Here is a 13768-nt window from a genome sequence, read left to right as displayed (position 1 = left end):
GGCGGAAGCCGGAATCCATTTTCGCGTTCGTAGGAAGATCGCGATCGGCATCCGTCGAGAACGGAGGCATCGCTGGCGGCGAGGTCAGCTCGGCCCGTCCACCTGCGCCGGCTCGGCGCCGGCGAGCCAGGCATGTGCGTCGGCCCGCTCCGCCTGCGGATTCGCGCCCAGCCCGGCGAAGTCGAACAGCGTGCGATCGGCGAGCTGCGACGGCGCGACGTTGCCGAGCGCACGGAAGATCGTCTCGGTGCGGCCCGGGTGCTTCTTCTCCCATTCGGCGAGCATCGCCTTGATCGCCTTGCGCTGCAGGTTCTCCTGCGAGCCGCACAGGTTGCACGGCATGATCGGGAAGCCCTGCTGCGCGGCGTACGCCGCGATGTCGTCCTCGGCGCAGTAGGCGAGGGGGCGGATCAGCACGTTGCGGCCGTCGTCCGAACGCAGCTTCGGCGGCATCGCCTTCAGGGTCGCCTGGTGGAACAGGTTGAGAAACATGGTCTCGACGATGTCGTCGCGATGATGGCCGAGCGCGATCTTGGTGTAGCCACGCTCGGCCGCGTGCGTGTACAGCGAGCCGCGACGCAGGCGCGAACACAGGCTGCACATCGTCTTGCCTTCGGGGATCACGCGCTTGACGACGCTGTAGGTGTCCTGCTCGAGGATCTCGAACGGCACGCCGAGCGCGCGCAGGTAGGCGGGCAGGATCCCGGGGTCGTAACCGGGCTGCTTCTGGTCGAGGTGCACCGCGACGAGTTCGAAGCGCACCGGCGCCTTCGCCTGCAGCTTCAACAGGATGTCGAGCAGCGTGTACGAGTCCTTGCCGCCGGACAGGCAGACCATGACGCGGTCGCCTTCCTCGATCATGTTGAAGTCGGCAATCGCCTGGCCGACCTGGTGGCGCAGGCGCTTGGCCAACTTGGCGGCTTCGTAATCGTGCTTGCGGGACGGGATCGCGTTCATGACCGCCTATTGTAGTCGGCGCCGTCCCGGCGCCGATACGCGGCGGGGACGGAAGGCCGCATTCACTTCCGCGGCCGGCGCCGTTGCGGCAAAATTCGCGCTTCTGCGCACCGGAACGGACTCCGGGCGAATCCCTCGTCTTCCGCACGTCCGCCCCCGGCGCCGCCGGCCTCGCGCGTGCCCTTCCGGAGTTGCTCCATGAACACCCCGCGCGTCGACACCGCCCGCCTCGCCAACGCGATCCGCTTCCTCTCCGCGGACGCGGTCGAACAGGCGAAGTCGGGCCATCCGGGCATGCCGATGGGCATGGCCGAGATCGCGGTCGCGCTGTGGACGCGCCATCTCAAGCACAACCCGGCCAATCCGCACTGGGCCGACCGCGATCGTTTCGTCGTGTCGAACGGCCACGGCTCGATGCTGCTGTATTCATTGCTGCACCTGACCGGCTACGACCTGCCGCTCGCGGAGCTGAAGAATTTCCGCCAGCTGCATTCGAAGACGCCGGGCCATCCCGAAGTGCACGTCACGCCCGGCGTCGAGACGACCACCGGGCCACTCGGCCAGGGCCTCGCCAACGCGGTCGGCATGGCACTCGCGGAGAAGCTGCTCGCGGCCGAGTTCAACACCGACGACGCGCGCATCGTCGACCACCACACCTACGTGTTCCTCGGCGACGGCTGCCTCATGGAAGGCATCTCGCACGAAGCCTGCGCGCTCGCCGGCACCTGGCAGCTCGGCAAGCTCATCGCGCTCTACGACGACAACGGCATCTCGATCGACGGCCAGGTGCAGGGCTGGTTCACCGACGACACCGCGGCGCGCTTCCGCGCCTACGGCTGGCAGGTCATCGGGCCGATCGACGGCCACGACGTCGACGCGGTCGACCGCGCGATCCGCGAGGCGAAGGAACACACGGCGCAGCCGAGCCTGGTGATCTGCCGCACGACGATCGGCAGGGGTGCGCCGACGCGCGCGGGCACGGCGAAGGCGCATGGCGAGGCGCTCGGTGCCGACGAGCTCGCGGCGACGCGCAAGGCGCTCGGCTGGGAGTACGGTCCGTTCGAAATTCCTGCCGACATCGCCGCGGCGTGGGACGCGCGCGCGGCGGGCGCGCGCCACGAATCAGAATGGAACGCGCGGCGCGACGGCTATCGCTCGAAGCATGGCGAGCGCGCGGCGGAATTCGAGCGCCGCCTCGCCGGCGAGCTGCCGGCCGACTTCGCCGAACGCGCGGCAACGCTCATCGCCGAGGCGAACGCGAAGGCGGAGACGGTCGCCTCGCGCAAGGCGAGCCAGTACGCGATCGAGGCGTTCGCGCCCGCGCTGCCCGAGATGGTCGGCGGCTCGGCCGACCTCACGCATTCCAACCTCACGCTGTGGAAGGGCGCGCCGCTGCTCGCCGGCGGCGGCACCGGCCGGCACATCAGTTACGGCGTGCGCGAGTTCGGCATGGCGGCGATCATGAACGGCATCGCGCTGCACGGCGGCTACATCCCGTTCGGCGGCACCTTCCTCACCTTCAGCGACTACAGCCGCAATGCGATCCGCATGGCGGCGCTGATGAACCAGCGCGTGATCCACGTCTTCACGCACGACTCGATCGGCCTCGGCGAGGACGGCCCGACGCACCAGTCGATCGAGCACGTGTCGAGCCTGCGCCTGATTCCGAACCTCGACGTCTGGCGTCCCTGCGACACGGTCGAGACGGCGGTCGCGTGGAAGCTCGCGCTGGAGCGCCGCAACGCGCCGACCGCGCTCGCGCTGTCGCGCCAGAACCTGCCGTTCGTGCCGCGCAGCGAGGCGCAGGTCGCCGCGATCGGGCGCGGCGGCTACGTGCTCGCCGACAGCGACGGCACGCCCGCGCGCATCCTCGTCGCGACCGGCTCGGAGGTCGGGCTCGCGCTCGCCGCGAAGAAGCTGCTCGACGCCGACGGATTGCCGACGCGCGTCGTGTCGATGCCGTCGACCGAGGCGTTCGACCGCCAGGACGACGCGTACCGCGCATCGGTGCTGCCGGCAGACGTGCCGAAGATCGCGATCGAGGCCGGCGCCACCGCGCTGTGGTGGAAGTACGTGCGCGGCAACGGTGCCGTCGTCGGCATCGATCGCTACGGCGAGTCCGCGCCGGCCGGCAAGCTGTTCGAGTTCTTCGGCTTCACGCCGGAACACGTCGCCGAAGTCGCGCGCAGCGTGTAGGGCGGGTCGAGCGCGCAGCGCGAGTCCCGCCGTTGCCTCGTCGCAGCGCCGACGGCGGCCCGCGCGGCGCGCGTACCGCCCTACGGTAGACTGCGTGGTGCCATGTACCCGGAAGATCCCGCCGCCATCGTGCGCCGCCTGACCGAACTGCGGATCGAGCATCGCGACCTCGACGCGGCGATCGCGCGCCTGCCGACCGGCCCCGGCTGCGACGAGCTGCAGCTCACGCGCCTGAAGAAGCGCAAGCTCAAGCTCAAGGACATGATCGCCTACCTCGAGAACAAGCTCATCCCCGACCTCGACGCCTGACGCGCGCGCTCAGGCTTCGGTCGACGCGGCGACTTCGTTGCGCGTGAGTTCGGCCTGCTTTTCCGGCGTCAGCTTGAGGATGCCGTGGCGGATCTCGCGCGAAAGGATCACGCGCGCATCCTTGGCGACTTCCTCGAGCGTGAGGTCGAAATCGAGCTTGCCGTTCTCGTCGGCCCAGACCACGCGCCGCTCGCGCAGCTTCTGGATGAAGCCGCGGAAGAGGCTGCGGTCGAAGAACTCCGGCGCATTGAGCTCGTGCAGGAGCGACAGGCGCTGCGCGCTGAGGTGGCACAGGTTCTCGAGCTCGCCCGCAGTCAGCGTGTGCGGCCCGTTCTTCACGAGCAGTGCGAGGCCGATGTAATAGCGCTCGATCGCCGGCAGCAGCGTGTGCGCGAGCGCGCGCAGGCGGAACGCGCGATCGCTCTGCCCCGGGCCACGCGCGATGATGCGGCCGTCGGCGTCGGCTTCGAGCAGGCCTTGGGCGATGAAGAAGTCGAGCGTCTTCTGGATGCGTTCGCCGAATTCCTCCTCGCTCCACGGCAGGAACAGCTCGGCCTGCACGAACGGATAGATGAGGCGCCCGAGGCGCAGGATCGACGTGCGCGCGAGACGGCGGTTGTTGAGGAAGCAGCAGGCGACCCACGACGCGGTCGCGAACAGGTGCGTGACGTTGTTGCGGAAGTAGCTCAGCAGCACACCCTGCTTCGCATCGACCGTGAGCACGTCGCCGAGCGGGTGCGCGATGCGGCGGATCCACTGCATCTTTTCGCCGTAGGCGATGATCTCCGCCGGCTCGAGCGAGGTCAGCGTGACGCGCTCCGAATACGGCAGCGAGGACAGCAAGGCCTTGTACAGCTCGAGCTGGGCGAGCAGGTCGGCCTCGGCCATCGCATGCTTGGGGGTCGCGAGCAACGCGACCGCGAGCAGGTTGATCGGATTGGCGTGCGCGGCGCGGTTGATGTTGACGAGGATGCGCTCGCCGAGCGTGTCGACCGCGGCCTTGAGCCACGCCGGCTTCGCGTCCGGATTCGTGGTCGCCACGCGCCAGTCCGGCTCGATCCGGTCGAGCAGCGGCGTGAGGAACACCGGCTCGCCGAAGTTGACCGTGACCGCGCCGTAGTTGTCGCGCAGCGCGCCGAGGCCGCGCAGCAGCGCGCCCCAGGATTCCTTCTCCTTCGGCTTGCCGGACAGCTCGCCGATGTAGGACTCGCCCTCCATGATCTTCTCGTAGCCGATGTAGACCGGCTGGAACACCACCGGTCGGTCGGGCTGGCGCAGGAAGCTGCGCAAGGTCATCGACAGCAGGCCGCCGCGTGGTTCGAGCGTGCGACCGGTGCGCGATCGGCCACCCTCGATGAAGTACATGAGCGAGATGCCGCGCGCGATGAGCTGGCTCATGTACTCGCGGAACACGGTCGAATAGAACGGGTCGCTGAAGCTGCGCCGCAGGAAGAACGCACCGCCGCGACGCAACAGCGGGCCGATCAGCGGCAGGTTGAGGTTCACGCCGGCCGCGATGTGCGGCACGGGCAGGCCGTTGCGGTAGAGCAGGTACGGCAGCAGCGCATCGTCGGTCGTGCTGCGATGGCAGGGCACGAACACGACTTCATGGCCGGGCACGATCTTGCGCAGCTCGGCGAAGTGGTTCATGTGCACGCCGCGGTAGATCTTCTCCCACAGCCCGGTCAGCATGAACGACGCGGAGCGCACGACCAGGTGCGACTGGTCGGCGGCGATTTCCCAGGCGAACGCGCGCGCCTTGCGCGCGGCCTTGTCGCGGTCGATGCCTTCCTTGCTCGCGTTGGCGTCGATCGCCTGCTGCACGGGCGCCGCGTTGACGACGCCGTCGATGAGCGTGCGCCGGTGCGACAGGTCGGGCCCGATCACCGCGGCGCGGATGCGGCGGAAGTGCGCGCGCAGGATGCGCTGCAGCTTGCGCACGCCGCGTTCGGGTTCGGGCTGGTCGGCGATGACGTCGCGCAACGACACCGGCGCGGCGAACTGCACGTGCGTGTCGCGGCCGTTGAGCGCGAGCGCGAGCAGGCGCCGGAAGCGGCCGACCACGACCCAGTTCTCGGAGAACAGCACGCTGAACCAGCCCGATTCGCGGTCCGGCGCGCGGCCGACGAAGATCGACACCGGCACGAGGCGCACGTCGTGCCCGGGCTGCGCGCGGACGAAGTCGGCGAGCAGGCTCAGTGTTTCCGATCGGGTCGGATGCGGCTGGCGGCCGAACACGCGCGGCCGCCGCGACAAAGCGACGACGGCGCGGCGGCGCTTGATCGGCAGCTCGTCGGCGGCCGCATACGGCGAGGGCAGGCCCGCTTCGGCACAGGCCTGCTCGAGGATGAGCGTGTCGGACAGGCCGTAGCGCTCGATCACGTACACGGTGGGGCGCGCATCGTCGGGCAGCAGCGCGTGGACGTCTTCAGGCGTGCGGTGGATGCGGATCCACGGGCGCAGAAGCGCGCCGAACGCCTTGAGCCAGGCGGGTACCTGCGCGGCCTCGGGCGGGCGTGGCGCCGGTTGCGAGTCGTTCATGCGTCGAGTCTATCAGGATGGCGGACGGCGCCCGCGTGGGCGCATCGACGCGTCGCGTCGATGCGCTTGCGGACCCTGTCCGCCGCGCCGGGCGCGGCGCGCGTCAGCCCTGCTTCGGCTCGGCCGCCGGCGCGGATTCCGCGGCCGGTGCCTCCGGTGCCGTGACGGCGGACGGCGCCGATTGCTCGGCCTGTTCCGCGGCCTTTTCCTTCAGCTTGTCGATCGTCTGCTTGCCGTACCAGCGGCCGTCGACGTTGACCATCTCGGTGGTGGCGGTGAGCGGCGCGCCGAGCAGCGTGTAGGAGAGCTGCACCGTCGCCGTCTTGCCGTCGTTCGAGAGCACCTGCGGCTTGATCGAATCGAGCGTCTCGTCGATCGACAGGCCGTACACCGCGAGCGCGTCCTTGAGGGCGAGCACGGCGACGCGCGCCTTCTGCATCGCCTCGTCGTAGCCGAGCGCTCGCGCTTCGTCGAGCGACTTGAGGTTCATCTCGCGCGCGGCCTTGGCGACGATCGCGATGACCTTCTTGATCGAGTCGGCGTCGGTGAAGTGCGTCTTCACGACCCACGCCTGCAGCGCGTCGACCGCGGCGGCCGCCTGGGTGCGCTCGGCTTCGGTCATGGTCTGGTTCTGCTGGATCATGTTCTTGACCCAGCCCGCGCCGGCCATCGCGTACATCGGCAGCTGCTGCTGGTACTGCGCGTCGAATTCCTTGAGCTTGGGCTCGATCTCGGCGAACAGCTTCTGCTCCGCGTCGGGCGCGGTCAGCTTCGCCATCGTCTCGTTGAACTGCGCGCGCTGCTCGTCGGTGATCGGCTCCTGGTCCTTGTCCTTGCCCCAGTCGGCCTTCGCCTTGGCGAAGTCGGGCGGCGGCAGGGCGTTCTGCATGAGGCCGGCGATGTCGCCCTGCTTGATCGATTGCACCGAGGCGAGGATCGCCGCGTCCGGCGTCGCGGCGGCGGCGGGCGCGCTCGCGGCGGTATCGGCGGGCTTCTGTTCGCAGCCGGCGAAGAAGACGAGCAGCGACGCCGCGAGCGCCGCGCGGACCAGAGGCTTGACCATGAGCGTTCCCCAAGGATTGAAGGCGGCGAACTGTAGCAGCGCCGCGGTACAGCGGCCACTGTGCGTCGCACCGGCCGCGCCCAAAAAAATACACCCGGAGGGCGAACCTTCCGGGCGGAATCCGGCAGTGCCGGAGGAGGAAATCGTACGTCGTTCTCTGGGGGCTGTGCTTCGGCGGGCGCCGCGCGGCGGACCCGCAACTCCTGTGATTGATTGTACTTAGCGCCCTAAGTTCATGCAATACCTGACGTAATGAACAGCAAGTATTTGATCAATAACGTAGATTTTTCAGCTTGGCCGCACGCTGGCCAGCCTCGGGCAGGCTGCGGTCATTGTCGAACAGGGCGGCCTCCCAGGACCCGTAGGTCGGATTCGGCAATGCGAACCAGCGCTCGCCGAACCAGTCGGCGTAGGCGGCCACGGCGGCGGCGCGGCCCTGCGCGGTGTTCGCGGCCACGTCGACGAAGTCGCCGACCTGATCGCCGACCTGCAGCAGCACGCGGTGCGTGCGCCCGATCAGCTTGCGCCGGCATCCCTTGTTGCTTCCCGCCGCCCGGCAACCCTCGACGACGGTGCCGAGCCCGAGGAATACCGGCTCAGCGGTGGCGATCGGAAAGCCGGTCTTGCGCAGGTTCGCGAGCGTCGCATCGTTGAGGTCCTGCGCGCGGTTGGACAGGTAGAACACGGTGACGCCGTGCGCCGCCGCCAGTCGGGTGAACTCGAGTGCGCCGGGCAGCGGCCGAGCCGCTTCCTCGCGGCACCACTGCGCCCAGCTGGCGTCCTCGTACCGGCGGCCGTCGCGCACCAGGCGCGCCTGGTACGGCGAGTTGTCGAGTACGGTCTCGTCGATGTCGAGGATCACTGCAGGCGCGAGCCCGCGCACCGCACCCTCGCGCTCCTCGCGCGGCAGCGCGTCCCAGTCCTGGTCGGCGAGCGCGCGCAGCAGCTGTTCGCCGGCATGACGGTAGACCTCGCGATAGACGAGGTCATGCTCGATCGCGCCCTGCGTCCAGGCGACCGCGTTGAGGTTGTCGTTCGCCGCCGGCCCGGAGCCGGCCTGCGCGGCCGCGACATCGGCCCGTGGCGGATGCGACGCCGTGCAACCGGCGAGCATGGCCAGCGACAGTGCGATCAGGAATGGACGAAGGTTCGACATCGTGGCTCCGGGATTGGAAAGCGCGAGGGCAGCCCCTAGGATCGGACAGTGTATGACACGCGCTCGCACGGACGCCCGTCGGCCGCCTGCCCCGCCATCGCCCCGGGACGCCCCATGGATCCTTCGACCAGTTCGCGCATCCAGATCGCTTCGTACGTCCTCGCCGGCTCCGCGCTCATCCTCATCCTCGAACTGCACCTGCTGTCCGCGCTGCTCGCCGGGCTGCTCGTCTACGCGCTGGTCGAGGCGCTCGCGCCGCCGTTGCAGCGGCATCTTCCCGGCGCCCGCGCGCACGGCCTCGTCGTCGCGCTGCTCAGCGTGGTCGTGGTCGGCCTGCTCACGCTCGCGATCATCGGCGCGGTGTCGTTCCTGCGCCGCGAACTCGGCGAGCCGGGCGCGCTGTTCGAGAGCATGATGCCGCTGATCGACCGCGCGCGGGCGCAGCTGCCGCAGGTCGTCGTCGACCACTTGCCCGACAGCATCGACGACTTCCGCGCCGCCGCGATCGAGTGGCTGCGTGCGCACGCGGCGCAGCTGCAGCTCGCGGGCAAGACGGCCGCGCGCGTCGTCGTGCATCTCCTGATCGGCATGGTCCTCGGCGCGATGGTCGCGCTCGCCGACGCGGCGACGCATCCGGACAAGCGCCGCGGCCCGCTGGTCGAGGCACTCGTGCAGCGCTGCCGCAGCCTCGTCGCGGCGTTCCACGACATCGTGTTCGCGCAGGTGAAGATCTCGGCGGTCAACACGCTGTTCACCGCGATCTTCCTGCTCGTCGTGCTGCCGCTGTTCGGCACGAACCTGCCCTTCGCGAAGAGCCTCGTCGTCACCACCTTCGTCGCCGGCCTGTTGCCGGTGGTCGGCAACCTGATTTCCAACACGCTCATCTTCGTGGTCGGCCTGTCGGTGTCGTTCGGCGTGGCGATCTCGGCGCTCGTCTATCTCATCCTCATCCACAAGCTCGAGTACTTCCTCAATGCACGCATCGTCGGCACGCAGATCCGCGCGCGCGCATGGGAACTGCTCATCGCGATGCTCTTCATGGAAGCCGCGTTCGGCGCTGCCGGCCTCGTCGCCGCGCCGATCTACTACGCCTACCTCAAGCGCGAGCTTTCGAACGCCGGACTGATCTGAAACGGCGGCGTCACGCCGGAGGCGCGGCCGCCTCGGCGCGGCGCAGGCTGAGCGCCGTGCCTGCGGCGGCGATGACGATCGCCGCGATCGCGAGCCATTGCAGCAGGTCGAGGCGCTCGCCGAGGAACGCGGCGCCGGCCGCGGCCGCCAGCGCCGGCTCGAGGCTGAGCAGGGTGCCGAACGTGCGCGACGGCAGGCGCGTCAATGCGATCATCTCGAGCGTGTAGGGCAAGGCCGAGCTCAGCACCGCGACGCCGAGCGCGAATGGCAGCAGCGCCGGCGACAACAGCGCCGTGCCGGCATGCGCGAAGCCGATCGGCACTACGAGCAGCGCGCCGATCGCGGTGCCGAGCGTGACGGCGTCGGCGGCCCAGGACATGCCAGCCTTGCGGCCGAGCACGATGTAGAACACCCAGCCGACGCCCGCCGCGAGCGCGAGGGCGACGCCCAGGGGATCGAGTGCCTGCGCCTGTTCGCGCAACGGCAGCAGCATCATCAGGCCGACGACCACGAGCGCGACCCAGACGAAGTCGATCCAGCGGCGCGAACCGGACAGGGCCAGCGCGAGCGGCCCGGTGAACTCGAGCGCGACCGCGATGCCGAGCGGGATCGTGCGCAGTGACAGGTAGAACAACAGGTTCATCGCGCCGATCGCGAGGCCGTAGCCCCACAACGCACGCATGTCCCTCGGCGCGCCCGTGTTGCGCCACGGGCGCCGCCAGGCGAGCAGGATCAGCGCGGCGAGGCCGAGTCGGTACGCGGTCGCGCCTTCGGCGCCGACCGCCGGGAACAGGTGCTTGGCCACCGCCGCGCCGCACTGGTACGACGCCATGCCGAGCAGCAACGCGCCGATGGCGAGCAGGATGCGCGTGAAATGCGAATGCGGGGGCATGCGGTCGGTCGCGGCAGGATGCATGTGGCGATCTTCGCATGCGCGGGCCGCGCGCGGCCCGCGACTGCCGACAGCGCGTGTCGGCAGGGCAGGTCAGTCCGCGAAAAGGCTGGCAAGGCGCGCGATGTGCGAGGACGCGAGTTCCTGCCTGTGTGCCGCATCCTGCTCGGCGTCCCGTCCGGACCAGTGCAAATCGTCGGCCGGCAGCTCGGCGAGGAAGCGGCTCGGCTGGTTGGCGATGATCTCGCCGAAGCGCTTGCGCCGTTTGGCGTACGACAGCGACAGTTGCTCCTTCGCGCGCGTGATGCCGACGTAGAGCAGGCGGCGCTCTTCCTCGATGCGCCCCTCCTCGATGCTGCCCTCGTGCGGCAGTGTCGTGTCGTCGACGCCGACGAGGAAGACGAAGCGGAACTCGAGGCCCTTGGCCGAGTGCAAGGTCATGAGGCGCGCGGCATTGCCCGGATCGTCGCGGTCGCCGTGGCTGAGCAGGGCGAGCTGCGCGGCGAGGTCGCCCGCGGCGCCGTCCTTCCGCATCGCGCGGAACCACTCGCCGAGTTCCTTCAGGTTCTCGAGCCGGCGCTCGCGCAGCGCAGGCTCCTTGACCTGCACCGCGATGTGGTCGGCATAACCGATGCGCGTCACCAGTTCATCGACGAGGTCCGCCGCCGGCGTGCGCTCGGCCTTGGCCGCGAGGTCGCGGATCAGGCCCGTGAACGCGACCAGCGACGACGCCGCGCGGCCGCTCAGCTGGCCGAGCACCGCGTCGTTCTGCGCCGCGCGCAGCAGCGATACGTGGCGCACGCCGGCGAGTTCGCCGAGCTTCTCGAGCGTGGTCGCGCCGATGTCGCGGCGCGGCAGGTTGACCACGCGCAGGAATGCCGCGTCGTCGTCGGGGTTGTTGATGAGGCGCAGGTAGGCGAGCAGGTCCTTGACCTCGGCGCGGTCGAGGAACGCGGTGCCGCCGGTCACGTGGTACGGCACGCGCGCAAGGCGCAGCGCCTTCTCGAGCGCACGCGACTGGTGGTTGCCACGGTAGAGGATCGCGAATTCGTGCCACGGCGCCTTGTGCTTCTCCGCGAGATGGGCGATCGCACCGGCGACGCATTCGGCCTCGTGCTCGTCGTCGCGGCATTCGAGCACGCGCACCGGCGGGCCTTCGCCCTGCTCGCTCCACAGGCGCTTCTCGAACAGGTGCGCGTTGTGCGCGATGACCTTGTTCGCGCAGCGCAGGATGCGCCGCGCGCAGCGGTAGTTCTGCTCGAGCTTGACCACGCGCAGCTTCGGATAGTCGCGCGCAAGCTCGGCGAGGTTCTCCGGGTTCGCGCCGCGCCAGGCGTAGATCGACTGGTCGTCGTCGCCGACCGCGGTGAACAACCCGCGCTCGCCCGCGAGCGCCTTGACCAGGCGGTACTGCGCGGAATTGGTGTCCTGGTACTCGTCGACGAGCAGGTAGCGAAGGCGCTCGCGCCAGCCTGCGCGCGCTTCCTCGTCGCCTTCGAGCACGCCGAGCGGCAGGCGGATGAGGTCGTCGAAGTCGACCGCGTTGAATGCGGCGAGGCGCCGCTGGTAGGCGGCGTAGATCTCCGCGGCCTCGCGCTCGCGCGCGCCGGTCGCGGCCGCCGCGGCCTGCTCGGGCGTGAGGCCCTCGTTCTTCGCGCGCGAGACCAGCGATTGCAACGCGAACAGCGCGTCGGGCTTGATCGCCTTCGGCGCGAGTTCCTTGATCATGCCCTGCGTGTCGTCGGCGTCGAGGATCGAGAAGCCGCGCCGCAGGCCCGCGCGCGCGTGCTCGATCTGCAGGAACTTCAGCCCGAGCGCGTGGAAGGTGCACACCGTGAGGCCTTCCGCGGCCGTGCCCGAGACGAGCTTGCCGACGCGCTCGCGCATCTCGCGCGCAGCCTTGTTGGTGAACGTGATCGCGGCGATCTTCGCCGCCGGCACCTGCCGGCGCTTGATCAGGTGCGCGATCTTCTCGGTGATCACGCGCGTCTTGCCCGAACCCGCGCCGGCGAGCACGAGCAGGGGGCCGTCGCAATATTCGACGGCGGCGCGTTGTTGCGGGTTGAGGCTCATCGGCAGGGATCGTCGGCGCGACGCGGGACGGACGGGCGATTGTGCCGCGGCGCGGGCGCCGCCGACAGCTTGACACCTGTCGTGCGCGCATGACGCGGCCGTCCGCGGGCGCAGCCCTCGATCGCGCGCGCCTGCGTCGGATTGGGGTTTTCGCCGCGCGACCGCGTAACGGGATGGCAGCCCCTGCCGGAAAAACGCCATGGCCACTGCCCGTGCATCGCTCCGCCCGCTCGCCGCGGCCCTGCTGCTCGCCGTCGGCCGCGCCGGCGCCGCCGGGATCATCGACGTGAACATCGGCGGCGATGTCCACGTCTCGGGCCGCTGCACCCTGCGCGAAGCGATCGTCGCTTCGAACACGCATGCGACGCCGGCGGACACGAACTGCTGGTCCGGCAGCGACGGCGGCAACACGATCGTGATTCCGCCCGCGATCGCGCCGATCGAGGTGACCGGTGCGCCGCTCGATATCACCGATGCCGGCGGCGAGACGACGATCCGGTCCGCCGTGAGCGGTACGCGCGTCGAAGTGCGGCGCGTGTCGGGTACGGGCACGGTGTTCACCGCGAGCCGGCCGGTCGCATTCGAGGACCTGTCGATCTCGGGCGGGCAGGCCGACATGGTGGGCGGCGGCATCTCCGTCTCCGCCAGCACCGCCACGCTCACGCGCTGTCGCGTGTCCGGCAACCACTCCGACTACGCGGGCGGCGGCATCCTCGTCTCGGACGGCGGCACGCTCACCGTGAGCGATAGTACGATTGCCGGCAATTCGACTGGCGAGCTCGGCATCGGCGGCGGCATCGCCTCGGACGACGCTTCCACCGTGGTCCTCGCCAACACCACCGTCTCGGGCAACTCATCGAGCGACGGCGGCGGCCTGTTCATGTGGAAGGGCCATCTCAGCCTCGCCAACAGCACCGTGTCCGGCAACACGGCCATCCGCGCTGGCGGTGGCATCGCGACGTATGCACTCGACACGCTCGACCTCGTGCACAGCACCGTGGCAGCCAACTCCGCTTCGGCCGGCGCGGGCATCCGTCTCTACAGCGGACCCGCGCTCGCCACGGCCGTCACCGCCTTCGACAGCCTGCTCGCGGGCAATATCGGTTCACCCGACATCGAGCACACAGGTAGCGTGGACGACATCATGACCGGCGACCACAACCTCATCGGCAGCGTCGGCGAGAACGTCACCGTGCCGCCCGACACGCTCGCGTGCGATCCGGGGCTGCTGCCGCTCGCCGACAACGGCGGCCCGACAGCGACCCATGCGCTCGCCGGTGACTCGTGCGCACGCGATGCCGGTGGAACGATCGCCCGGAGCGAATTCGACCAGCGCGGCGAGGGCCATCCGCGACTCGCGGGCGAAGCGGTCGACATCGGTGCCTGCGAACTGGACGCCGTGGACCTCGATCGCCTGTTCGCCAACGGCTTCGACTGATGCCGTCGCTCG

At 69.8% G+C, this 13768-nt stretch carries 10 protein-coding genes; 4 read left to right on the top strand and 6 right to left on the bottom strand.

Annotation, left to right across the window (positions count from 1 at the left end; all coding sequences use genetic code 11):
• Positions 1–84 precede the first annotated feature (84 nt).
• Positions 85–957: a tRNA 2-thiocytidine(32) synthetase TtcA gene (gene ttcA, locus EV148_RS07095; protein ID WP_131995707.1), complete on the bottom strand. Its 873-nt coding sequence runs from the start codon at positions 955–957 to the stop codon at positions 85–87.
• Positions 958–1155: 198 nt separating this feature from the next.
• Here ttcA and tkt point away from each other — a divergent pair, with 198 nt between their 5' ends.
• Complete coding sequence (gene tkt / locus EV148_RS07090; protein ID WP_131995704.1) at positions 1156–3153, top strand: transketolase; 1998 nt, start codon at positions 1156–1158, stop codon at positions 3151–3153.
• 102 nt (positions 3154–3255) lie between these two features.
• On the top strand, positions 3256–3462 hold the full coding sequence (locus EV148_RS07085; protein WP_131995701.1) for a YdcH family protein: 207 nt from the start codon (positions 3256–3258) through the stop codon (positions 3460–3462).
• Between the two features lie 9 nt (positions 3463–3471).
• On the opposite strand, the gene plsB is transcribed toward EV148_RS07085, so the two are convergent.
• From plsB to EV148_RS07070, 3 genes are all read right to left on the bottom strand, one after another.
• The gene (gene plsB / locus EV148_RS07080) at positions 3472–6003 is read right to left on the bottom strand and encodes a glycerol-3-phosphate 1-O-acyltransferase PlsB (protein WP_131995698.1); all 2532 of its coding nucleotides are present in this window, start codon (positions 6001–6003) and stop codon (positions 3472–3474) included.
• 103 nt (positions 6004–6106) lie between these two features.
• The gene (locus EV148_RS07075; RefSeq protein WP_131995695.1) at positions 6107–7066 is read right to left on the bottom strand and encodes a hypothetical protein; all 960 of its coding nucleotides are present in this window, start codon (positions 7064–7066) and stop codon (positions 6107–6109) included.
• A 271-nt stretch (positions 7067–7337) separates the two neighbouring features.
• Entirely contained in the window at positions 7338–8222 is an 885-nt protein-coding gene (locus tag EV148_RS07070) for a 5'-nucleotidase, lipoprotein e(P4) family (protein ID WP_131995692.1), read from the bottom strand.
• Positions 8223–8336: 114 nt separating this feature from the next.
• On the opposite strand from EV148_RS07070, the gene EV148_RS07065 reads away from it, so the two are divergent.
• Positions 8337–9353 carry an AI-2E family transporter gene (locus EV148_RS07065; RefSeq protein WP_131995689.1) on the top strand — a complete coding sequence of 339 codons (1017 nt, stop codon included), beginning with the start codon at positions 8337–8339 and terminating at the stop codon, positions 9351–9353.
• A gap of 10 nt (positions 9354–9363) precedes the next feature.
• On the opposite strand, the gene EV148_RS07060 is transcribed toward EV148_RS07065, so the two are convergent.
• Both EV148_RS07060 and EV148_RS07055 read right to left on the bottom strand, forming a co-directional pair.
• Positions 9364–10245 (bottom strand): EamA family transporter, encoded by an 882-nt coding sequence (locus EV148_RS07060; protein ID WP_131996634.1) that lies wholly within the window; start codon positions 10243–10245, stop codon positions 9364–9366.
• A 93-nt stretch (positions 10246–10338) separates the two neighbouring features.
• On the bottom strand, positions 10339–12318 hold the full coding sequence (locus EV148_RS07055) for a UvrD-helicase domain-containing protein (RefSeq protein WP_131995686.1): 1980 nt from the start codon (positions 12316–12318) through the stop codon (positions 10339–10341).
• A 199-nt stretch (positions 12319–12517) separates the two neighbouring features.
• Here EV148_RS07055 and EV148_RS07050 point away from each other — a divergent pair, with 199 nt between their 5' ends.
• Positions 12518–13756 (top strand): right-handed parallel beta-helix repeat-containing protein, encoded by a 1239-nt coding sequence (locus EV148_RS07050; RefSeq protein WP_131995683.1) that lies wholly within the window; start codon positions 12518–12520, stop codon positions 13754–13756.
• Positions 13757–13768 lie beyond the last annotated feature (12 nt).

It is taken from the genome of Dokdonella fugitiva (genome assembly GCF_004342425.1).
In the GTDB taxonomy this organism is placed as follows: domain Bacteria; phylum Pseudomonadota; class Gammaproteobacteria; order Xanthomonadales; family Rhodanobacteraceae; genus Dokdonella_A; species Dokdonella_A fugitiva.
The sequence above is the reverse complement of the archived record's forward strand: the minus strand, read 5'-3'. Positions and strand labels throughout refer to the sequence as shown.